Annotated in this window: 17 protein-coding genes and 1 riboswitch; of the genes, 6 read left to right on the forward strand and 11 right to left on the reverse strand. The window is 73.8% G+C overall.

The features are described from left to right. Positions 1–110 precede the first annotated feature (110 nt). From AB0B39_RS08340 to AB0B39_RS08375, 8 genes are all read right to left on the reverse strand, one after another. A complete protein-coding gene (locus AB0B39_RS08340; protein WP_357573856.1) occupies positions 111–1262 on the reverse strand; it encodes a cobalt-precorrin-5B (C(1))-methyltransferase in 1152 nt (383 codons plus the stop codon). Next, complete coding sequence (gene cobM / locus AB0B39_RS08345) at positions 1259–2092, reverse strand: precorrin-4 C(11)-methyltransferase (protein ID WP_357497033.1); 834 nt, start codon at positions 2090–2092, stop codon at positions 1259–1261. Before cobM ends, AB0B39_RS08340 begins: the two co-directional genes overlap by 4 nt. Next, positions 2089–2910: a precorrin-2 C(20)-methyltransferase gene (gene cobI / locus AB0B39_RS08350; RefSeq protein WP_357573857.1), complete on the reverse strand. Its 822-nt coding sequence runs from the start codon at positions 2908–2910 to the stop codon at positions 2089–2091. Before cobI ends, cobM begins: the two co-directional genes overlap by 4 nt. After that, on the reverse strand, positions 2907–4262 hold the full coding sequence (locus AB0B39_RS08355) for a cobyrinate a,c-diamide synthase (RefSeq protein WP_357573858.1): 1356 nt from the start codon (positions 4260–4262) through the stop codon (positions 2907–2909). The genes cobI and AB0B39_RS08355 overlap by 4 nt, the downstream gene beginning before the upstream one ends. After that, positions 4256–4867 carry a cob(I)yrinic acid a,c-diamide adenosyltransferase gene (cobO, locus tag AB0B39_RS08360; RefSeq protein WP_357497039.1) on the reverse strand — a complete coding sequence of 204 codons (612 nt, stop codon included), beginning with the start codon at positions 4865–4867 and terminating at the stop codon, positions 4256–4258. Before cobO ends, AB0B39_RS08355 begins: the two co-directional genes overlap by 7 nt. A gap of 76 nt (positions 4868–4943) precedes the next feature. Further along, positions 4944–7109, reverse strand: a complete 2166-nt coding sequence (locus AB0B39_RS08365; RefSeq protein ID WP_357574368.1) for a VWA domain-containing protein — start codon at positions 7107–7109, stop codon at positions 4944–4946. Positions 7110–7258: 149 nt separating this feature from the next. After that, entirely contained in the window at positions 7259–10927 is a 3669-nt protein-coding gene (gene cobN, locus AB0B39_RS08370) for a cobaltochelatase subunit CobN (protein ID WP_357573859.1), read from the reverse strand. A 285-nt stretch (positions 10928–11212) separates the two neighbouring features. Next, positions 11213–11342, reverse strand: a riboswitch (cobalamin riboswitch). Between the two features lie 119 nt (positions 11343–11461). Beyond that, positions 11462–11587, reverse strand: a complete 126-nt coding sequence (locus AB0B39_RS08375; protein ID WP_255787813.1) for a hypothetical protein — start codon at positions 11585–11587, stop codon at positions 11462–11464. Positions 11588–11891: 304 nt separating this feature from the next. Here AB0B39_RS08375 and AB0B39_RS08380 point away from each other — a divergent pair, with 304 nt between their 5' ends. Further along, entirely contained in the window at positions 11892–12785 is an 894-nt protein-coding gene (locus tag AB0B39_RS08380; RefSeq protein WP_234589541.1) for a DUF5919 domain-containing protein, read from the forward strand. Next, entirely contained in the window at positions 12782–13585 is an 804-nt protein-coding gene (locus AB0B39_RS08385) for an inositol monophosphatase family protein (RefSeq protein WP_357573860.1), read from the forward strand. Before AB0B39_RS08380 ends, AB0B39_RS08385 begins: the two co-directional genes overlap by 4 nt. Positions 13586–13603: 18 nt before the next feature. Here AB0B39_RS08385 and AB0B39_RS08390 read toward each other — a convergent pair whose 3' ends face one another. Continuing rightward, positions 13604–13939 (reverse strand): hypothetical protein, encoded by a 336-nt coding sequence (locus tag AB0B39_RS08390; protein ID WP_234589536.1) that lies wholly within the window; start codon positions 13937–13939, stop codon positions 13604–13606. 275 nt (positions 13940–14214) lie between these two features. Here AB0B39_RS08390 and helR point away from each other — a divergent pair, with 275 nt between their 5' ends. After that, on the forward strand, positions 14215–16398 hold the full coding sequence (gene helR, locus AB0B39_RS08395; RefSeq protein ID WP_357573861.1) for an RNA polymerase recycling motor ATPase HelR: 2184 nt from the start codon (positions 14215–14217) through the stop codon (positions 16396–16398). 18 nt (positions 16399–16416) lie between these two features. Next, complete coding sequence (locus tag AB0B39_RS08400; RefSeq protein WP_357573862.1) at positions 16417–17079, forward strand: hypothetical protein; 663 nt, start codon at positions 16417–16419, stop codon at positions 17077–17079. Positions 17080–17082: 3 nt separating this feature from the next. Here AB0B39_RS08400 and AB0B39_RS08405 read toward each other — a convergent pair whose 3' ends face one another. Together AB0B39_RS08405 and AB0B39_RS08410 are read right to left on the reverse strand one after the other, a co-directional pair. Further along, positions 17083–17979 (reverse strand): aldo/keto reductase, encoded by an 897-nt coding sequence (locus AB0B39_RS08405; RefSeq protein WP_357497051.1) that lies wholly within the window; start codon positions 17977–17979, stop codon positions 17083–17085. Between the two features lie 73 nt (positions 17980–18052). Further along, positions 18053–19336, reverse strand: a complete 1284-nt coding sequence (locus tag AB0B39_RS08410) for an MFS transporter (RefSeq protein ID WP_357497053.1) — start codon at positions 19334–19336, stop codon at positions 18053–18055. Positions 19337–19498: 162 nt separating this feature from the next. Between AB0B39_RS08410 and AB0B39_RS08415 the strand changes: the two genes are divergently transcribed. Next, the gene (locus AB0B39_RS08415) at positions 19499–20488 is read left to right on the forward strand and encodes a LacI family DNA-binding transcriptional regulator (protein WP_357573863.1); all 990 of its coding nucleotides are present in this window, start codon (positions 19499–19501) and stop codon (positions 20486–20488) included. Positions 20489–20564: 76 nt separating this feature from the next. Beyond that, a complete protein-coding gene (locus AB0B39_RS08420) occupies positions 20565–21266 on the forward strand; it encodes a phospholipase (RefSeq protein WP_357573864.1) in 702 nt (233 codons plus the stop codon). Positions 21267–21268 lie beyond the last annotated feature (2 nt).

Raw genomic sequence — 21268 nt, forward strand, 5'->3', positions numbered from 1 at the left:
CGGATCCGGGGACGCCACGGTCACCACCGGGTCCGGGGACGTCACGGTCACCGGCGGGTCCGTAGCGGCCACGGTCGCCGGCCGGTCGGAGGGCGCTGCGGTCGGCCGGCTCATCGCGGCCACCGGCCCGACGAGGCGACCACCCGCGTGCCGGCGAAGTCGACCATCGCCACGTCCACGGTGACCGTAGGCCCGGCGAAGCGCCGCAGCACCTGCCCGACCCGCTGGCAGAGCAGGTCCCCGGCCGGGCTGAGCAGCCCGGCGGCCTCCCACAGCTCGTACGCGTGCCGCCCGGTGTTCGCCTCGGTCACCGCGGCGACCAGTGCGGGATCGCCGCCGGCGTCGGCGGTCACCGCGCCGAGCAGCGACAGGTCCACCTTCGAGCGGGTGTAGTGGGTCATCAGGATCCCGGCGGCGAGCTTGGCGAGCTTGCCGGCCATGCCGACGAAGACCACACCGGTCATCGCGTCGCCCACGGCGGCGGTGACGGCCGCGCCGGTGAAGTCGCCCACCTCGACGAAGCACACCTCGGGCAGCTCGGGCAGCAGCGCGCGGGCAGCCCGCTCGGTACGCCCGCCGGTGCACAGCACCACCGTCCGCTCCCCCTGGGCGGCCATCACGTGCACGGCCTGCACGACGCTGGCCCGCCAGGAGGCGGTGGAGAAGGGACGGACGATCCCGGTGGTGCCGAGGATCGAGATGCCGCCGAGGATGCCGAGCCGCCGGTTGGTGGTCTTGCGGGCCATGATCTCGCCCCGGGGCACGCTGATGACCACGCGGACCCCGACCTCGGTGAGGTCGACGACCTCGGCCACCGCGTCGCCGATCATCCGGCGTGGGGTGTCGTTGATGGCCGGACCACCGACCGCGAGGCCGAGGCCCGGCTTGGTGACGGTGCCGACCCCGGGCCCGCCGGCCAGGCGCAGCCCGGGGACGTCGGTCCAGTCCACGGTGGCGGTCAGCTCGGCGCCGTGGGTGACGTCCGGGTCGTCACCGGCGTCCTTCACGACCACCGCCTCGGCGTGCACCGGTGGGCTGCCGGTCACCTGGCAGCGTTCGACCGGAAAGCGCACCCGGCGACCGGCGGGCAGCCCGATCTCCACGTCCGGTTGGATCTCGCCGGTGACCAGGGCGGTCACCGCCGCCTTCGCCGCCGCCGTCGCGCACGCGCCGGTGGTCCAGCCGGTCCGCAGCGCGGTGGGCCGGACCTTCGCCGTACGCGGCAGGTCCGGTTCGCGCAGCGGCGGCTCGGCGTACGTCATGGTGTGCCTGTTCCCCCGGCGCGGACGCCGGACTGGCGGCGCAGCTCGGCACGGGCGACCGGCTCGGCGCGACGGAAGGTGTGGAAGTGCCCGGGGTGGTACAGGTGCGAGCGGGTGCCCTCGGCGGCCAGCGCCGGCCCGACCAGAAAGAGCGTGTGCTTCCACAGCTTGTGCTGCTTGACAGTGGCCTCCAGCGTGCCGACCGTGCAGCGCACGACCAGCTCGTCGGGCCAGGTCGCCTGGTACGCCACGACGGCCGGGGTGTCCGCCGGGTAGCCGCCGGCCAGCAGCTCGGCCTGCACCTGACCGGAGCGGGCGGCGGAGAGGAACAGCGCCATGGTGGTGCCGTGCCGGGCGAAGTCGCGGACCCGCTCGCCGGGCGGCATCGGGGTCTTGCCGCCTTCGAGGCGGGTGAGGATCACCGACTGGGCGACCTCGGGCACTGTCAACTCCCGCCCGACGAGCGCCGCGACGGCGGTGAACGACGACACTCCGGGCACGATCTCGACGGCGAGGTCGAGCGTCCGGCACAGGTCCAGTTGTTCCTGCACGGCGCCCCAGAGCGCCGGGTCGCCGGAGTGGATGCGGGCCACTGTCAGCCCCTGCTCGGCGGCGCGCTGGTAGAGCGGGAGCACGCCCTCGATGGGTAGCTGCGACGAGTCGACGATCTCCGCGTCGGGGCGGGCGTGGTGCAGGACGTCGGCGTGCACCAGGCTGGCCGCCCAGATCACGATGTCCGCCGCGGCGATCACCCGGGCGGCCCGCAGGGTCAGCAGGTCCGCCGCACCGGGGCCGGCCCCGACGAACCACACCTTGCCGTTGCTGGTCACAGCTTTCCTCCTCGGTGGTCGCGGCGGGCGGGCACCAGCAACGTCGACAGGTACGGCAGGTCGTGCGCGGTGTCGTCGACTGCGCCGACGTGTTCGCCGGGCAGGCCGAGGTTGCGCCCGAGGACCGCGTCGTGGAGGCGGCCCTGTCGGCGCAGTTCGGCGAGCAGCTCCGGGTGCCGCCGCCAGCCCTTGTAGGCGACAACGGTGCCCGGCCCGGCGAGGGCGTCGGCGAACAGCGCCAGACCGGCGGTGGCCGGCAGCAGCGTGAGCGGTTCGCGTCCCTCGCACAGCGCGACACCGCTGCGGGCGGCCAACTCCTGCATGGCGGTCACGCCGGGCACTGTCGCCACCCGCACGGCGGGGCGCAGCGCGCGGACGCCCTGCGCCAGGTAGCCGAAGGTGGAGTAGACGTTGGGATCGCCGATGGTGGCGAACGCGACGGACCGCGCGCCCGCGTCGAGGGCGTCGACCACGCTCCGGGCGGCGTCGTCCCAGGCCGCCGCCCGGCGGGCGGTCACCCCACCCCGGTCGTCGAGGGCGAACGGCAGCCGACGCAGCCGGTCCGCCGGCACGTACTCCCGGACCGTCGCCTCGGCCCGCCCGGCCTGCGCGCCCGGCGGCGTCGCACCGCCGGTCGCGGTCGGCGCGACCCGGTCCGCCATCACGGGTACGAAGACCACGTCGGCCTCGCGCAGGGTCCGCACGGCCTTGACGGTGAGCAGTTCGGGGTCACCCGGTCCGACGCCGACGCCGGTCAGCGTGGCGTCGGTGGGACCCGCGTCGATGGTCGGCCGCGCGTCGGCGCGCTGCGCGTTCATCGGCACGCCTCGACCAGCCGGCGGGCGGCGGCGGGGTGGCCGGCCCAGTGGGTGTGCAGGTAGGAGGCGTGCACGCGGCCGGCGACGAAGCCGTGGTCGGTGCCATTCCAGCGCCACGCCGGCGCCTCGCCGTGCGCGGGGTCGGTGGTGGTGCGGTGGAACTCGTGGCCGCGTACCGACTCGCCCGCGCGGGCCACCGGGGAGTCGGTGACGGCCCGGGCCTCGCGGTAGCCGAGGGTGAGCCGGCCGGTCATCCGGGCGGTGAGGTCCAGCCGACCGCACATCGGTACGCCGTCCAGTGCCCGCCCGAGGTAGAGCAGTCCCGCGCACTCGGCCACGATCGGCCCGTCGAAATCGGCCAGCTCGGCCCGGAGTGTGCCGTTGCCGGCGAGGGCCTCCGCGTACGCCTCGGGGAAACCGCCGCCGATCACGACCGCGCGGGTGCCGGCGGGCAGGGCCTGGTCGCGCAGCGGGTCGACGGTGACGACGTCGGCGCCGGCGGCGGTGAGCAGTTCGGCGGTCTCCGCGTACGAGAAGGTGAAGGCCGGACCACCGGCGAGCGCGACGAGCGGGCGGTCGTCGCCGGCCGGACCGCCGACGGCGACGGCCGGGTCCCAGGCCGCGGCGGTCAGCGGCGCGGCGGTGCGGGCCAGGTCGAGGACGGCGTCGAGGTCCACGGTGGCCTCCACCAGCTCGGCGAGGGCGGTGACGATCGCGAGGGACTCGGGAGCCCGCTCGGCCACCGGGACCAGCCCGAGGTGCCGGGCCGGCGCGGCGACCTCGGCGGCGCGGGTGACCGCTCCGAGCACCGGTACGCCCACCTCGGCGAGCGCGTCGCGCAGCAGCGTCTCGTGCCGGGGCGAGCCGACCCGGTTGAGGATCACCCCGCCGATGCGCACGGCCGGATCGAAGGCGGCCATGCCGAGGGTCAGCGCGGCTGCCGAGCGGCCCTGCGCGGTGGTGTCCAGCACCAGCAGCACCGGCGCGTCGAGGAGGCGGGCGACGTGCGCGGTGGAGGCGAAGTCGCGCCGGCCCACCGCGCCGTCGTGCAGGCCCATCACACCCTCCACCACGGCGATGTCGGCGGGCGTCGGCACGCTCGCGCCGTGGCGCAGCAGACCGGCGATCCGCTCGGCCCCGATCAGGAACGGATCGAGGTTGCGGCCGGGCCGCCCGGCGGCGAGGGCGTGGTAGCCGGGATCGATGTAGTCCGGGCCGACCTTGTGCGGGCTGACCGTCAGGCCGCGACGGCGCAGCGCGGCGAGCAGCCCGGTGGCGACAGTGGTCTTGCCGTGGCCGCTGGCCGGCGCGGCGACCACCACTCGGGGCAGCGCCCAGGGAGCGCTCACCACTCGATGCCCTTCTGGCCCTTCTGGCCGGCGTCCATCGGGTGCTTGACCTTGGTCAGCTCGGCCACCAGGTCGGCGGCGGCGACCAGGCGCGGGTCGGCGTCCCGGCCGGTGATGACGACGTGCTGGAAGCCGGGGCGGTCGGTCAGGGTGGCGACCACCTCGTCGACGTCCACCCAGCCCCACTTCATCGGGTAGGTGAACTCGTCCAGCACGTACAGCCCGTACCGCTGCGCGGCCAGGTCGCGCTGGATCTGCCGCCAGCCCTCCAGGGCGTCGGCGGCGTGGTCGGCCTCGCCGCCGCGCTGGATCCAGGACCAGCCCTCGCCCATCTTGTGCCAGGCGACAGGTGCGCCCTGGCCGGTACGCTCGTGCACCTCGCCGAGCGCCCGGAAGGCGTTCTCCTCCCCCACCCGCCACTTGGCGCTCTTGACGAACTGGAACACCCCGACCGGCAGGCCGGCGGTCCACGCCCGCAGCGCCAACCCGAAGGCGGCCGTCGACTTCCCCTTCATCTGTCCGGTGTGGACGATCAGCAGTGGCCGGTGCCGTCGCTGCCGGGTCGTCAACCCGTCAGCGGGCACCACGCTCGGCTGTCCCTGCGGCATCAGCCGTCCTCCCTCGTCTGCGCGATCGTGCAGTTTCGGTTGCTCATCTGCGTAGCTCGTCCCCTCATGTCGGCACCTAACGTGCAAGATCGCGGGGGTGGGTGAGGGTGGTCAGGGGTTGCAGTGGGGCGTTGAGCTGGGTGGCCAGGCGGCGGGCGAGGTTCAGGCGGACCGGGCCGGACTCGCAGTCCACGACGACGCAGGGGGCGCCCGTTGCCGCGAGGACCGCCGCCGCTCCTGCCGTCCGGTCCAGGGGACGCTGCCCGGCGGTCGCTCTGCCGTCGGTCACCACGAGGACCAGGGGGCGGCGCTTCGGGTCGCGCAGGCGCTCCACCCGCAGCAGGTCGGCGGCGGCGAGCAGGCCCTCGGCCAGCGGCGTCCGACCACCGGTGGGCAGCTCGGCCAGCCGCGTCGAGGCGGCCAGCACCGACGAGGTGGCCGGCAACAGCGTCCGCGCACCGCTGCCCCGGAAGGCGATCACCGCGACCTTGTCCCGCCGCTGGTAGGCATCGGTGAGCAGGGCGAGGACCGCGTCCTTCACGGCGGTCATCCGCTGCCGGGCGCCCATCGACCCACTGGCGTCCACCACGAACAGCACGAGGTTGCCCTCCCGCCCCTCCCGGACCGCCTCCCGCACGTCGTCCGGGCGCAGTCGCAGCGGGCCGGTCACCCTCCCCCGGGCCGCCTGGTGGGGCGCGGCGGCGCGAATCGTGGCCGGCAGGTGCAGCGCGCCGACCCGAGCGGCCGGCACCCGGGCGCCGGTGGTGCGTCCCCGCCCGGTGCGGGCGCGCGACCGCCGCCCGGGCACGCCGTCACCGACGCCGGGCGCGGTGAGCAACCGGGCCCGCAGGCCACCCTGGGGTACGGCCACCGGCTGACCCTGCCCACCGGAGCCCCGCTGCCGGGTCGGATCGTCGTCGCCGACCTGCGCCCCCGCGCTCCGACGGCGCCCGCCCGGGTCGTCGGTGGGGGGCCATCCGTCGTCCCGCCCGTTCGGCGACTCGGCGCGTCCGTCCGGGCCGGCGTCGGCACCTGCCCTCGCGCGCTCGGCCGCGCCGGATGCAGCCTGGTCAACGGGTTTGCCGCCGCCGTCGGCACCGCTCCGCGGGTCGCCGCCGTCCAGGCCGCGACTGTCGGAGCTGCCGTCGTCCGGGCCGCCGTGCCCGCCGGAGCCACCGCCGTCGGGGTCCGGCCCCTCGGGACGCGGTCCGGCGGGGCCACCGTCGTGCGGGCCGTCCTCGTCGTCCGGCTCGTCGGGGTGGGCGTCCTGGGCGCGCTGCAACGCCTCGTCGAGGCGCTTCTCATCCAGGCCCGGCGTGTCGAACGGATCACGGCGGCGGCGGTGCGGCAGGGCGAGGCGGGCAGCGACCCGTACGTCGTCGATGGTGACCCGGTCCCGGCCGTGCCAGGCGGCGTGGGCGAGAGCGGCACGGGCGGTGACGATGTCGGCGCGCATACCGTCCACGTCGAAGGCGGCGCACACCTCGGCGATCTGCCGCAGCGCGGCGTCCGGAAGGCGTACCCCGGGAAGCCGGCGGCGGGCGGCGGCCACCTGGGCGGCGACCTGGGCGTCCGCGTCGGCCCACCGGGCGGCGAAGCCCGCCGGGTCGGCGTCGGCGGCGAGCCGGCGACGCACCACCTCGACCCGCACCTCCGGATCGCGGCTGGCACCCACCTCGACGGTCAGCCCGAAGCGGTCCAGCAGCTGCGGGCGCAGCTCCCCCTCCTCCGGGTTCATGGTGCCGACCAGCAGGAAACGGGCCGCGTGGCTGACCGACACACCCTCGCGCTCGACGTGGCTGCGGCCCATCGCCGCCGCGTCGAGCAGCAGGTCGACGAGGTGGTCGTGCAGCAGGTTGACCTCGTCGACGTAGAGGACGCCCCGGTGCGCGGCGGCGAGCAGGCCCGGTTCGAAGGCGCGTACGCCCGCACCGAGGGCCTTCTCCAGGTCGAGCGAGCCGACGACCCGGTCCTCGGCGGCGCCGACCGGCAGCTCCACGAGACGGGCCGGACGGGTCTCGGCGGTGGCGTCGGCCGGGTGCGGCCCGTCCGGGCAGCCCGGGTCGGGATCGGCGGGATCGCAGCCGAAGCGGCAGCCGGCGACGCGGAGCACCGGGGGCAGCAGCGCGGCGAGCGCCCGCACGGCGGTGGACTTGGCGGTGCCCTTCTCGCCGCGCACGAGGACCCCGCCGATCGCCGGGGAGACAGCGTTGAGCAGCAGCGCCAACCGCATGTCTGCCATGCCGAGCACCGCGCTGAACGGGTACGTGATCACTGGGCCCTCTTTCGTTCGCGACTGCGGGGCTCGCAAAACCGGCTCACTCCTCGCGCTCACTGGGCCTTCCTTCGTTCGCGACTGCGGGGCTCGCAAAACCGGCTCACTCCTCGCGCTCACACCCGGTCCTCCAGGTCGCCCTCACTGGTTAGGTACGTGTCGCGGAGTCGGTCCAGGGTGGCCGGCTCCGGCTTGGCCCACAGCCCCCGGTCGGCGGCCTCCAGCAACCGCTCGGTGATGCCACGCAGCGCCCACGGGTTGGACCGCTCCAGGAACTCCCGGGTCGTGTCGTCGAACAGGTACGCGGCGGCCAGGTGCTCGTACATCCAGTCGTCGACCACGCCGGCCGTGGCGTCGTAGCCGAAGAGGTAGTCCACTGTGGCCGCCAGCTCGAACGCACCCTTGTAGCCGTGCCGGCGCATCGCGGCGATCCACTTCGGGTTGACCACCCGGGCCCGGAACACCCGCCGGGTCTCCTCGCCCAGCGTGCGGGTGCGCACGTCGTGCGGCATCGCCGAGTCACCCACGTACGCCGCCGGTGACGTGCCGGTGAGGTGACGGACCATCGCCACCATCCCGCCGTGGTACTGGAAGTAGTCGTCCGAGTCGACGATGTCGTGCTCGCGGGTGTCCTGGTTCTTCACCGCCACCGCGATCCGGGCGAAGGAGCGTTCCATGTCGGCGCGCGCCTCCCGCCCGTCCAGGCCCCGGCCGTACGCGTAGCCGCCCCACACCGCGTACACCTCGGCCAGGTCGGCGTCGCTGCGCCACGTCCGGGCGTCGATCAGGGGCAGCAGGCCCGCGCCGTACGCCCCGGGCTTGGAGCCGAAGATCCGGGCGGTGGCCCGGCGCTCGTCACCGTGCTCGGCCAGGTCGGCGGCGACGTGCGCCCGCAGGTAGTTCTCCTCGTCCGGCTCGTCGAGCGCGGCGACCCGCCGCACGGCGTCGTCGAGCAGCGCCACGACGTGCGGGAACGCGTCGCGGAAGAAGCCGGAGATGCGCACTGTCACGTCGACGCGGGGCCGGCCCAGTTCGGCGGTCGGCACCACCTCGACGCCGGTGACCCGCCGGGACCGCTCGTCCCACACCGGACGGCAGCCCAGCAGCGCGAGCACCTCGGCGATGTCGTCGCCCTGGGTGCGCATGGCGCTGGTGCCCCACACGGTCAACCCCACCGAGCGGGGGTACGCGCCGGTGTCGGCGAGGTGCCGGGCCAGCAGCGAGTCGGCGAGGGCCACCCCGACGTCCCAGGCGTTGCGGCTGGGGATGGCCTTCGGGTCGACGGAGTAGAAGTTGCGGCCGGTGGGCAGCACGTTGACCAGGCCCCGGGTCGGTGAACCGGACGGGCCGGGCGGCACGAACCGCCCGTCCAGCGCCCCGAGGGTGTTCCTCAGCTCGTCGGTGGTGCGCGCCAGCCGGGGCACCAGTTCGGTGGCCGCGAACCGCAGCACCGCGGCGGCGTCCGGGATGGGTTGGCCGGTCACCTCCGCGACCACCGCGCCGACCGCGTCCACGGCCCAGTCCAGGGTCTCCATGCCGACGACCAGCCGCCGGGCGAGCGCCTCGATCAGGTCGACGGCGTCGGCGGCCGTGCCGGCGGGCCCGTCCACCGCGTCGGTCAGCGCCGTGGGCACCGCGATCCGCTGTCCGGGCGACGCGAGCAGCTCCTGCTCGTCGAGGCCGTACGCGGCGGCGAGCGCCTGCCGCAGGCCGGGCAGGGCGTGGGCGCCGCCCCAGATCTGCGGGGCGCGTAGGACGGCGAGCACCAGGTTGACCCGGGGTTCGCCGGTCGGCGCGTCGGCGAGGATGTGCAGCCCGTCGCGGATCTGCACGTCCTTGACCTCGCAGAGGTACCCGTCGAGGTGCAGCACGAAGTCGTCGAAGTCGTCGGCGTCGGGCATCGCCTCGGCGTGCAGGTCGTGGTGCAGTTCGGCGGCGCGCACCAGGTCCCAGATCTGGGCCCGCACGGTGGGCACCTTGGCCGGGTCGAGGGCCTGCACGGTTGCGTACTCGTCGAGCAGTTGTTCCAGCTTGGCCAGGTCGCCGTAGGTCTCGGCGCGGGCCATCGGCGGCACCAGATGGTCGATCACCACGGCGTGCGCGCGGCGCTTGGCCTGGGTGCCCTCGCCGGGGTCGTTGACGATGAACGGGTAGACCAGCGGCAGGTCACCGAGGACCGCGTCGGGGGCGCAGTCGGCGGCCAGGCCGAGGCCCTTGCCGGGCAGCCACTCCAGGGTGCCGTGCTTGCCCAGGTGCACCACGGCGTCCGCGCCGAACCCGCCGTCCGCGACGGGCGTGGCAAGCCAGCGGTACGCGGCCAGGTAGTGGTGGCTGGGCGGCAGGTCCGGGTCGTGGTAGATGGCGATCGGGTTCTCCCCGAAGCCGCGCGGCGGCTGGATGAGCAGCACCACGTTGCCGAAGCGCAGTCCGGCGAGCACGATGTCGCCGCCGTCGGTGTACAACTCGCCGGGCGGCTCACCCCAGTGCTCCCGCATCCGCTCGCGCAGCCCGGCCGGCACCTGATCGAACCACCGCCGGTAGGTCTCGCCGGGCACCCGCGCCTCGGCGGCGGCCAACTGCTCCGGGGTGAGCCACTCCACGTCGTGCCCGCCCGCGGCGATCAGGGCGTGGATCAGCGCGTCGCCGTCGTCGGGCGGCGGCGCGTCCCCAAGGTGGTAACCCGCCTCGGCCAGCGCGGCGAGCAGTCGGACCGCCGAGACGGGGGTGTCCAGCCCGACGGCGTTGCCGACCCGGGAGTGCTTGGTGGGGTACGAGCTGAGCACCACGGCGACCCGCTTGTCCGCGTTGGGCACGTACCGCAGCCGGGCGTGACGCACCGCGATGCCGGCCACCCGGGCGGCCCGCTCCGGGTCGGCGGCGTAGACCGAGAGGCCGTCCGCGTCGATGCGCTTGAACGAGAACGGCACGGTGACGATCCGGCCGTCGAACTCGGGGATGGCCACCTGCATCGCCGCGTCCAACGGGGACAGCCCGGCGTCGCTGGCGGCCCACTGCTCCCGGGTGCTGGTCAGGCAGAGTGCCTGGATGACTGGCACGTCCAGGGCGGCGAGCGCGCCGACGTCCCACGCGTCCTCGTCACCGCCCCCGGACGCGTCGGCGGCGACCGCGCCGCCGGCCGCGAGCACGGTGACCAGCAGCGCGTCACAGCTGGCGAACAGCCCGAGCGGGCCCGCGCCCGTGGTCAGGCCCCGCAGCGAGCCGCAGAAGATCGGCAGCGGGTTGCCGCCGGCCTCCCGCACGGCCTCGGCCAGGACGTCGACGAAGGCGGTGTTGCCGGCGAGGGCGTGCGCCCGGTAGAAGACGATCCCCACTGTGGGCCGCCGCGGGTCCATCGGGTGGTCGCCGTGGACGCCGTACGCCGGGGTGGGCGCGGGCGGGGCGAACCCCTCGCCGGTGAGCAACACGGTGTCGCAGAGGAACCGGGCCAGGTGTCCGAGGTTGTCCGGCCCGCCCTCCACAAGGTAGGCGAGGGCCTGGGTGACCACTCCGGACGGCACGGTGGAGACCGCCATCAGCTCCGCGTCGGGCACCGCCTCCCCGCCGAGCACGACAGTCGGCACGCCGCCGGCGAGGACCGCGGCGAGGCCGTCCGGCCACGCCTGCCGACCCCCGAGCAGGCGTACGACGGCGAGGTCGACGCCGTCGAGCAGGGCGGGCACCTCGTCGGCCGCCACCCGCGCCGGGTTGGCGAGCCGGTAGTCGGCGTCACTGGCGCGGGCGGCCAGCAGGTCGGTGTCGGCGGTGGAGAGCAGCAGAACGCGCACGGCAGGCTCCGGAGGGTAACGTCGGCACGCTCGTGAGAGCGGCCTGGCGACGTGGGATGGGCGCAGGGTTCAGCGGACGCCGCGATCCGGCCGGCTCAGCGGCCTGCGGCCGGGAGCGACGGGCGGGGCGGTCCGGAACTCAGCGGTGAACGGAGTCGATGCCGATCGCGGCGACGGCACGGCCGCGGTGCGCAAGACGGCAGCAGCCGTCGATGATGATGGAGACGCCAAGCGTCATCGGGTCCTCCTCGGGTGTCCACGCCCTGGGGTACGTCCCGACGGCCGAAGTATCCTGGCTTCCGGATCGACGCTCTCCCCCGGCCTTCCAACCGCAGACACACGGCCGTGACTCACGAGGGGGGATCGCTCCCCGGTGACAGTGGCGGGACCGCGTCGGATTCGCACCGACTTCCTTCACTGCCGTCAGGCCGCGAATGCTGCCACACCGGTCGGCTGCCGGTCAACGCCACCCCTGCGCACGCCAACGGCCACGATTAATCGACATATTGCGATCAGAGGTGTTGCCGGCGAGGTTCACCGCTCGGGCCGACGGTGGCGGGGTCGACGAGTCAGAGACAGCCAGCCGAGAAAACGCGCGTGCATCTCGACGAGGTCGGGATGACCGCCCAGGTTGAACTGGTCCTGGATCGCCTCGTTCATGCAGGACGCCAGATAGAGGGCAAGCGCGAGGGAATGACCGTAGAACTCCCCGACGAGGTCGAGTTGCGCCCGAGAGCACGGCCACGGGGCGGCACAGTTGCGGCACAGCCAAGCGGGTCGCATCGGCAAGTGCGGGCGGCACGGAAGTCTCACCCCCTGACCATGCTGGCCGTAGCCGTCGCATCCCATCACGGCGGGTGGTTCCTCGACGGATACTTTTCATCCTTCCTCCGGATGTCGCCACGGCAGTTCACTTCGGCCGCTGGTTACAGTGACCCTCGTCCCACACGGGAAGGGAGCCACCGTGCCCGTCCGAACGACTGGACCCTTCACCGTTCCCCAGTCACTCTGGGACAGCGCGGACCTGCTCGACGCGTTGGCCGCCCGGGACATCGCTCAGGTGTTCCGGCTCGTGCAGCATGCCACCGGAGCGAGCCAGACCACTCTGGGTAGCGCCACCGGCCTCAGCCAGGCTCAGGTCAGCGAGATCACCAGCGGCGCCCGACGGGTCAGCAGCATTGACGTCCTGACCCGTATCTGCGCCGGCCTGTCCATGCCCCGGCACGCTCAGATGACACTCCTTCTGGGCGAGCATCAATCGGCCTCCGCAATACACGACGTCGATGAACGACAATTCGACATGACTGTTCCGGGCCGGTATGCCGATGTTGCCGCGATCTTCGCCAGCCGGTCGGACTTCACCGCCGAACTTCCTCCGCACGTCCTCTTCGACAATGCCAGGGACATCCGGGCGGCCGGCCTGTCACTCAACATCATCTGCCAGCAGTACGCCGACACTCAGCTCCTGAGGTTCCTCGACGGTGGCGGTCACCTCCGCTGCCTCTTCCTCGACCCCGGGGGCGAGGCGATCAGACGGCAGGAGCGCGAGGACGACTATCCGCAGGGGCATCTCAGCGCGCTCACCGACCTCAACATTCAGAACCTGACGCGCCGGATCCGCACCCAGCTCACGTCGGGCGCGCGTGACCGTCTCGCCGTGCGCGTGTACGACGAGTCGATCCGTGCCAACGTCCTCCTGATCGACGACCGGCTCTGCGTCGTCCAGCACTATCTGCCGCGAATGCGCGGCGTCGATTGCCCGACGATGGTGATCGAACGCACCGTGCACACCTCCGGCCTGTACGCGGTATTCGACGGGATCTTCACCTCGCTCTGGGAGCGCAGCAGCCAGCCATGAATGACTACGTCGATCTCCTTCCGCTCGCACACGAGGCCATCGATCTGGCGCATGGCCTTATGCGGACCGTCCAGCCTGGTGCTCTCACCTTCAAGGACGACCGTGACATGGCCTCCGAGTTGGACTACACCATCGAGCGAGAGGTTCGCGAGCTCCTGGCCGCGAAGGCACCCGACATCGGGTTCCTCGGCGAGGAGTACGGCACCAGTGGTAACACCAGCACACTCACGTGGACCTTCGACCCGGTGGACGGGACCGTCAATTTCATCCACGGCTCACCGCTGTGCGGAATCTCGCTCGGTCTCGTCCAAAGCGTCCGATCCGTCCTCGGCGTCATCGACCTGCCGTTCCTCGGCACCCGCTACCACGCCGTTGAGGGACATGGCGCGTACGCCAACGGCGACCGCATCCGCGCCAGCCGAGTCAGCGACCTGAAGGACGCCGTCGTCGCCATCGGCGACTACGCCGTCGGTGCCGACGCCAGCCGGAAGAACGCCGATCGACTCGCCATTACCGAGGAACTCACCCGGCACGTTCAGCGAGTACGCATGCACGGCTCCGCCGCGATCGACCTCGCGTGGTTGGCCCAGGGCAGGATCGACGCGTTCATCATGCTCAACAACAAGCCCTGGGACACCGCCGCCGGTGTAGTGATCGCTCAGGAGGCTGGCGCTCAGGTGGTCGACCTCGATGGCACTGCCCACAGCACCCGTGCGACCACCACCGTCGGCGGCAACGATCTGCTGCTGCCGGACATCCTCACGCTCGTCGAGCGGTCGCTGGCGCGTGCGGCAGCCTGACCGGGACAGCAGGCCCGATCAGCGGGCGTGGCGCTCCGGGTGGGCCCGATTCCACACCCGCATCCGCTCCGGGTAGCCCGTGCGGGCCGCCTCGTACAGCGGCACGGCGTGTTTGCGGGCGATGGCGCCCGCCGCGCGGGGTGTGCCGGTGCGGCGACGGATCCATTCGCCGTCGTGGGCGATCGCCACCACCGTGGTGTCCGTGGCGGTGGTCTCCGGTTCCAGGTAGAACTCCACCCCCCGCCGGCTGGCGACGAACGACTCCAGCGCGGCGAGATCGTCCCGGGTGGCCTCGCGGTCCAGCTTCGTCGGGGTCGCCTCGGTGCCCCGTGACCGCCGGTTGAACCAGCCCATGCCCAGCCCCTCTCCTCGGACGCCTCTCCAGTTCAGCACCGATTCCTGGCAATACGCTGCACGGCGCATGAGAGCAGGCTGACGAGACGCGCACCCGACAGAAACGGGCGGTAGCTCGAAGGAGGGTTGATCAAGGGAGAGGAATGCACTCAATCCCTGCCACTCTTAACGTATACCGCAATGGGGGCCTTGCCGCAAGACCCGGGTCGTACCGCAGAATTGCCGGCCGGACCACGTTCTCGCACGCTGAGCAACGGCCCGACTCCGCTCGGCACATGCACCCCAGATCGGAGCAACCTGACGTGAACCCGCTGAACACCAGCGTGTTTGATCTTCCCGACAACCTCGCCGCCAAGGCCGACCCGGCGTTGATCGCCCGCGACGAGCAGCACTTCGCGGTCATCGCGGCGAGCCTGGAGCGGTCGATCGCCGACCTGTCCGACCGCCTCGACGTCGAGCGCCGGGCACCGGCCGGCAAGGGCCGCCAGGCGGTCGTCCGGGACGAGGAGATCCGCCGGTTGACCAATCGCCTGCGTGCCCTGCGTCGTTTCGGTCTGGACCTGTGCCTCGGGCGCATCGTCAGCGCGGACGACCCCGAGCCCGTCTACATCGGACGCTTCGGCCTCACCGACGGCAACGGCCGGCGGTTGCTGCTCGACTGGCGCTCCCCGGCGGCCGAGCCGTTCTTCGGTGCGACCCACGCCAACCCGATGGGCCTGGTGAGCCGGCGTCGGTACCGCTGGACGCTCGGCCGCATCAGCGACTACTGGGACGAGGTGTTCACCCCGGACGGATTCGAGGGGCACGCGGCGCTCGACGACCAGTCCGCGTTCATCGCCAGCCTCGGCGGCAACCGGTCGGCCCGGATGCGCGACGTGCTCGGCACCATCCAGGCCGACCAGGACGCCATCATCCGGGCCGGATCGCGGGGCGCTCTCGTCGTGGACGGCGGGCCGGGCACCGGCAAGACCGTCGTGGCGCTGCACCGCACCGCGTACCTGCTCTACTCCGACCCCCGCCTCGGGCACCGCCGCGGCGGGGTGCTGTTCGTCGGCCCGCACGAGCCCTACCTGGCGTACGTCGCCGACGTGCTGCCCAGCCTCGGCGAGGACGACGTGCAGACCTGCACCCTGCGTGACCTCGTACCCGAGGGTGCCGCGGCGACGGTCGAGGCCGACCCGGACGTGGCCCGCCTGAAGTCCTCCGCGGACCTGGTGCGGGCGATCGAGGCGGCCGTGCGGTTCTACGAGGAGCCGCCGACCACGGCGATGACGGTCACGGCCGGTGACACCGACGTGCGGCTGAGCGCGGACGACTGGGCCCAGGCGTTCGAGGCGCCCGGACCCGGCACGCCGCACAACGAGGCGCGTGACGAGATCTTTCAGGAGCTGCTGGCGATCCTGCTCGGGAGGTACGACGGCGACGAGTCGGACGACCTGGTGCGCGGGTCGCTGGTGCGCAACCGGGAGCTGCGCACGGCGTTCAACCGCGCCTGGCCGCTGCTCGAAGCGACGGACATCGTCGCCGACCTGTGGTCGGTGCCCGCCTATCTGCGCAGGTGTGCCCCCTGGCTCGGCCCCGAGGACATCCGCCGGCTCCAGCGCGTCGACGCCCGCGCCTGGACGGTGTCCGACCTGCCGCTGCTGGACGCGGCACGGCAGCGCCTCGGCGACCCGGAGGCGTCGGGGCGTACCCGCCGCCGCGAGGCCACCATCGCCGCCGAACGGGCGCGCATGGCGACTGTCGTCGACGAGCTGATCGAGGCCCACGCCTACGACGACGGCGAGGGTGTGCTGTCGAGCCTGCGCCAACTGGACCTGCAGGACGCGCTGGTCGACGAGGCCGTGCTCCCCAGCGCGGACGCGGATCTGCTGGCCGGCCCGTTCGCGCACATCGTCGTGGACGAGGCGCAGGAGCTGACCGACGCGCAGTGGCAGATGCTGCTGTCGCGCTGCCCGTCGCGCAGCTTCACCATCGTCGGGGACCGCGCCCAGGCCCGGCACGGGTTCACGGAGTCGTGGCAGGAACGACTGCGGCGCGTCGGCTTCGACCGGGTGAGGATGACCTCGCTGAGCATCAACTACCGGACGCCACGGGAGGTCATGGCCGAGGCTGAGCCGGTCATCCGGACGGTGCTCCCGGACGCGAACGTGCCGACCTCGATCCGCGGCAACGGGATTCCGGTGACCCACGGATCGGTACGCGAGCTGGACACGATCGTCGACGGCTGGCTCGCGGAGCACGCCGACGGGATCGCCTGCGTCATCGGCGACCCCACGTTCGGGCCGACGACGAACCGCGTCCGATCGCTGACCCCGGAACTGTCCAAGGGGCTGGAGTTCGACCTGGTCGTCCTCGTCGACCCGGAGGCGTTCGGCGAGGGCGTCCAGGGGGCTGTCGACAGGTACGTCGCGATGACCCGCGCGACCCAGAAACTCGTCGTCCTCACCGGGTCCTGACCTCGTAGGCTGCCGGGCGTGACGACGGATCTGCGGGAGGCGGCGGCGCACGACAACGCGCGATGGTGCGACGCCGTGTGCGCCAGCCACGGGCTGGCCGGTCGGATCGACGCCGAGGCGTGGTCGGTGCCCCGCCGCTCTCCACAGTGGTATCCGGACGCGGTCACCCTGCGCCCCGGCGTCGACCCCGAGGCGCTGCTGGCGCGGATCGACGTCGGGCCCGGCGCGTCGGTGAAGGACAGCTTCGCCGACCTCGACCTCTCGGCGTACGGATTCCGGGTGCTCTTCGACGCGCAGTGGATCCACCGCCCGCCGACCGGCACGCCGACCGGCACCCCGCTCACCCCGGTCACCACCGGGCAGGGGTTGGCGGCCTGGGCGAGCGCGCACGGCGGTGGGGAGCTGTTCCGCCCGGCGCTGCTGGCCGACAGGCGCATCCGGGTGCTGGCCCGTCACGACGAGCGGGGCGCTGTCGTCGGCGGGGCGGTCGTCAGCGGCGACGACCCGGCCGGCGTCTCCAACGTGTTCAGCCACGGCGACGACCCGGACGAGATCTGGCACGCGATCGTGGCCACCCTGCCCGGCGTGCCCCTGGTCGGTTACGAAACCATCCCCGACCTGGCACCTGCCCGCCGAGCCGGCTTCCTCCCCGTGGGCCCCCTCCGGGTCTGGCTCCGGTGAGGGTCAGGCCAGGCGGGTCAGGTCCTCGGGGGTCAGGCGCAGGGAGGCGGCGGCGATGTTCTCCCGCAGGTGAGCCGGGTCGCCGGTGCCGGGGATCGCGAGGACGTGCGGGCCCTGGTGCAGCGTCCAGGCCAGGCGTACCTGCTGGGGGGTGACGCCGTGGGCCCGGGCGACCGCCTCGACTGCCGCGCCCTGCGCGGCGCGCGCACCCGCCTCCCGATTCGTGCCGGCCAGCGCGAAGAACGGCACGTAGGCGATGCCCCGCTCGCCGCAGGCGCGGACGAAGGCGTCCTGCTCCCGGTACGCGTCCACGCCGTAGTTGTTCTGCACGCAGACCACGGGCGCGATGCCCGCCACCTCGTCCACCTGCTCGGGCCGGACGTTGGACAGCCCGAGATGCCGGATCAGCCCGGCGGCGCGCAGCTCGGCCAGCGCGCCGAACCGCTCGGCCAGCGGCACCGCGCCCGGCCCCCGGCCGAGCCGCAGGTTCACCACGTCCAGCCGCTCGCGGCCGAGGCGGCGCAGGTTCTCCTCGACCTGGGCGCGCAGCTGCGCGGGGGTCTCCGCCTCGGTGAATCCGGCCACCGGGTCGTAGCCGAAGCCGACCTTGGTGGCGATGACCAGATCCTCGGGGTACGGGGCGAGCGCCGCGCGGATCAGCTCGGTGGCGTAGCGGGCGGGGCCGGTGCCCACCCGCAGGGTCCCTCCGGGCGAGACGTAGAACGCGGCCGTGTCGATGTGGTTGACGCCCAGCTCCACGGCGGTGCGCAGCAGCGCGATCGCACGGTCGCGGTCGGGGTTCGCGGTGATCCGCATCGAGCCGAAGCCCATCCGGTGCACGGTGCGGTCGCCCAGGGTCCAGCTGCCCGCCGCGGCGGCGGTGATCTCGTCGGTTGGCATCGGGCGACCGTAGCCAGCGCGGGCGCGCGACGCACTCGGCCGCGCACCCGATACCGCCACGGGGCGATCTGGGTTAGTTTTTCTGTGCTGCCGGAGCCTGCTCGTCGGCCCGCTCCGGAGCCGACCCACCGGCCCGCGGCGGGCGCAGCGCCGGCACCAGCGCCAGCGTCGGCAGGAGCAGCAGCGGCACCACCAGCAGCGCCCGCAGGATGCCGACGTGGTCACCGAGCAGGCCCAGCAGCGGCGGCCCGCCCAGGAAGGCCGTGTAGCCGATCACCGCGACGACGCTGACCCGCACCGCCGCGTGCGCCTCCTCGTCGGCAGCCGCGCTCATGCCGACCGGGAAGCCCAGCGACGCGCCGAGCCCCCACAGCGCCACGCCGACGATGGCCACCGGCCCCGAGCCGGCCAGCACGGCCAGAGCGGCGCCGGCGGCGGCGAGCAGGACGGTGCCGCAGAGCACCGGCACCCGACCCCACCGGTCCAGGGCGAGCGTGCCCGCGGTGCGCCCGAGGGTCATGCCGACGACGAACACGCCGAAGACCGCCGCGCCGGCCGCCTCGCTCAGGTCCCGGCCGTCGACGAACGCGACCGCCAACCAGTCGTTGGCGCTGCCCTCGGTGAACGCCGCCACCAGCACGAACAGCCCGATCAGCAGGGTGCGCGGCTCCCGCCACGCGGCGAGCTGAGCCCGGCGGCGGCCGGCCGGGCTGGTATCGGTCGACCCGTCGACCGCGTCGTCGACGACCGGCAGGAACAGCCGGCTGCCGAGCACGGTGCCGACGAGCACCACCACGGCCACGGCGGCGAGGTGCGCGCCGACCGGCACGTCCAGGCGGGCGGCCCCGGCGCCGAGGCCGGCGCCGGCCACCGATCCGAGGCTCCAGGCCGCGTGGAAACGAGGCATGATCGTCCGCCCCAACCGCCGCTCCACGGCTGCGGCCTCGACGTTCATCGCCACGTCGCAGGCGCCGGAGCCGTAGCCGAAGGCAACCAGCCCGACCGCGACGACGACTACCGACCCGGCAACCGTGGCGCCCACCCCGGCCACGATCAGGCCCACCGCGACCAGCACGGTGGCGATGGTCACGGTGCGGGTCGAGCCGAGACGCTGGGCGAGCAGCCCGGAGGTCGGCATGGCCAGCAGCGCACCGACGCTCATCGCCAGCAGCAGGAGGCCGAGGCGCCCGGCGGACAGGTCCAGCGCCTCCCGGACGGCCGGCACCCGGGAGAACCAGCTGCCGACGGCCAGGCCGTTCAGGGTGAAGGTGACGGCGACGCCGTTGCGGGCGAGCCGGACGATCCGTTCGGGAACGGTGGCGTCCGGGACGACGGCCGGGCTGGTGGGGGCGCTCACAGCTGTGGGTCCTCTTCCTCTCAGGTGATCTCCTGGCACGATCGCACACCTGAGAGCGCTACCACCACAAGCGGGTTGGCCCCTTACCGGGGAGGCGCGGGCCGGAGGATGATTCCTGGCAGGCGTACGCCCGCCCCGGGCGGGCGCCGGGGGGAGGGCACGATGACGGCAGCGGCACACCGGCCGGCGACTCTGGAGGACGTCGCCCGGGCCGCCGGGGTGTCCCGGTCCACGGCCTCGCGGGTGATCGCCGGGACGGGGTTCGCCTCGCCGGACGCCCGGGAGCGCGTGGTGACGGCCGCCGACCAGCTGGGATACGTGCCCAACCCGGCCGCCCGGGCACTGGTGCGCGGCGGCGGCGTACGGCTGGTGGTGGCCGCCGCCGGGGCCAGCGCGGCGGTGCTGGACGACCCGTACGTCCACCGGGTCGTCGGCTCGGCCGCCCGGGTGTGCGCGCCGGCCGGCGTCGGGGTGGCGCTGCACTGGCTGCCGCTGGGCGACCCACGCGGCCTGGACCAGCTCGCCGCCGACCGCAGCGTGTGCGGCGTCGTGCTGGTCAACACCACCGAGGCCCTCCTGGACGCCGTACCCCGGTCGCTGCACGGACGGATCGCCTCGATCGGCATCGGCTCGGCCGAGGTCCCGTCGTTCGACGTCGACAACACCGCTGGCGCCGGCGCGGTGCTGCGCCACCTGTACGCGACGGGCCGCCGCCGGATCGCCATGGTGACCGGCCCGGCGTGGCTGCCGTGCTCGCGGCGCCCCGTGCAGGCGTACCGCCAACTGATGGGCCAGGCCGGCCTGCAGGAGCGGGTGGTGGACGGCGACTTCACGGCGGCGCGTGGCCGCGCGGCGGCCGGCGAGGCGCTGCGCCGCTGGCCCGACGTGGACGCGATCTTCGCGATCAGCGACGAGACCGCGTTCGGGGTGATCGCGGCGCTGCGCGACGGCGGTGTGCGGGTGCCCGGTGACGTCGCGGTGGCCGGCTTCGACGACATCCCGCTGGCCGGCATGACCGCGCCGGCGTTGACCACCGCGAGTCACCCCGTGGGCCGGATCGCCACCGCGGCGGCCACCGCCGTGCTGGCCGGCCGCCCGGCCGCGCCGGTGACGCTCTTCCCGTCCGCCCTCGTGACCCGCGACAGCGCCTGAGCGGGCCGGCCGGTTAACCGGCGGACGGTCGGGTAAGCGCCTCGCACCGTTCGCCGACCGCGAGGAGTGGTGGTCCGTGTCCGACTCCGCGCCGCCGACCGGAGCGTCCGCGCAGGGTCCCCGGCACGGCCGGTTGACCACCCGTGCGCACCCGCCGGTGGTGTCGGGTCCGACCGGTCTCGTACCGCTGCCCGGCGGTGACGGCGGCCGGCCGGCGATGGCGTACGTGCCGGAGCCGGCGGCCGACGGGGCCGCGTACCGGCTGGTGGTGCTGCTGCACGGGGCGGGCGGCGTCGCACGGCAGGGCCTGGACCTGCTGCTGTCGGTGGCGGACGCGCAGCACCTGCTGCTGGTCGCCCCGCAGTCGTCGGGAACCAGTTGGGACCTGATCGCCGGCGGCTTCGGGGTGGACGTGCAGCACGTCGACGCGCTGCTGGCCAGCGCGTTCGACGGCTACCCCGTCAGTGGTGTGACGCTTGGCGGCTTCTCCGACGGGGCTTCGTACGCCCTCTCGTTGGGCCTGGCCAACGGCGACCTGGTGGACGCGGTGCTGGCCTTCTCCCCCGGCTTCGCCGCGCCGCCGCTCGTCCGCGGCCGGCCGCGGATCTTCGTCTCGCACGGGGTGGACGACCGCGTCCTGCCGATCGACGTGTGCAGCCGCCGCTTCGTGCCGCACCTGCGCGGCCTCGGCTACGACGTCACGTACGAGGAGTTCCCCGGCGGCCACGACGTCCCCGACCCGATCCGCGCGAGCGCCGTCGAGTGGCTCACCGGATGACG

The sequence above is a fragment of the Micromonospora sp. NPDC049114 genome (assembly GCF_040648635.1).
Classification (GTDB): Bacteria; Actinomycetota; Actinomycetes; order Mycobacteriales; family Micromonosporaceae; genus Micromonospora.

What these genes read in the sequence shown, in the direction of transcription:
- AB0B39_RS08340 (WP_357573856.1), bottom strand. Translation starts at nt 1,262, where the DNA reads ATGACGTACGCCGAGCCGCCGCTGCGCGAACCGGACCTGCCGCGTACG.
- cobI (WP_357573857.1), bottom strand. Translation starts at nt 2,910, where the DNA reads ATGAACGCGCAGCGCGCCGACGCGCGGCCGACCATCGACGCGGGTCCC.
- cobO (WP_357497039.1), bottom strand. Translation starts at nt 4,867, where the DNA reads ATGCCGCAGGGACAGCCGAGCGTGGTGCCCGCTGACGGGTTGACGACC.
- AB0B39_RS08365 (WP_357574368.1), bottom strand. Translation starts at nt 7,109, where the DNA reads ATGGCAGACATGCGGTTGGCGCTGCTGCTCAACGCTGTCTCCCCGGCG.
- AB0B39_RS08375 (WP_255787813.1), bottom strand. Translation starts at nt 11,587, where the DNA reads ATGAACGAGGCGATCCAGGACCAGTTCAACCTGGGCGGTCATCCCGAC.
- AB0B39_RS08385 (WP_357573860.1), top strand. Translation starts at nt 12,782, where the DNA reads ATGAATGACTACGTCGATCTCCTTCCGCTCGCACACGAGGCCATCGAT.
- AB0B39_RS08390 (WP_234589536.1), bottom strand. Translation starts at nt 13,939, where the DNA reads ATGGGCTGGTTCAACCGGCGGTCACGGGGCACCGAGGCGACCCCGACG.
- helR (WP_357573861.1), top strand. Translation starts at nt 14,215, where the DNA reads ATGCACCCCAGATCGGAGCAACCTGACGTGAACCCGCTGAACACCAGC.
- AB0B39_RS08405 (WP_357497051.1), bottom strand. Translation starts at nt 17,979, where the DNA reads ATGCCAACCGACGAGATCACCGCCGCCGCGGCGGGCAGCTGGACCCTG.
- AB0B39_RS08415 (WP_357573863.1), top strand. Translation starts at nt 19,499, where the DNA reads ATGACGGCAGCGGCACACCGGCCGGCGACTCTGGAGGACGTCGCCCGG.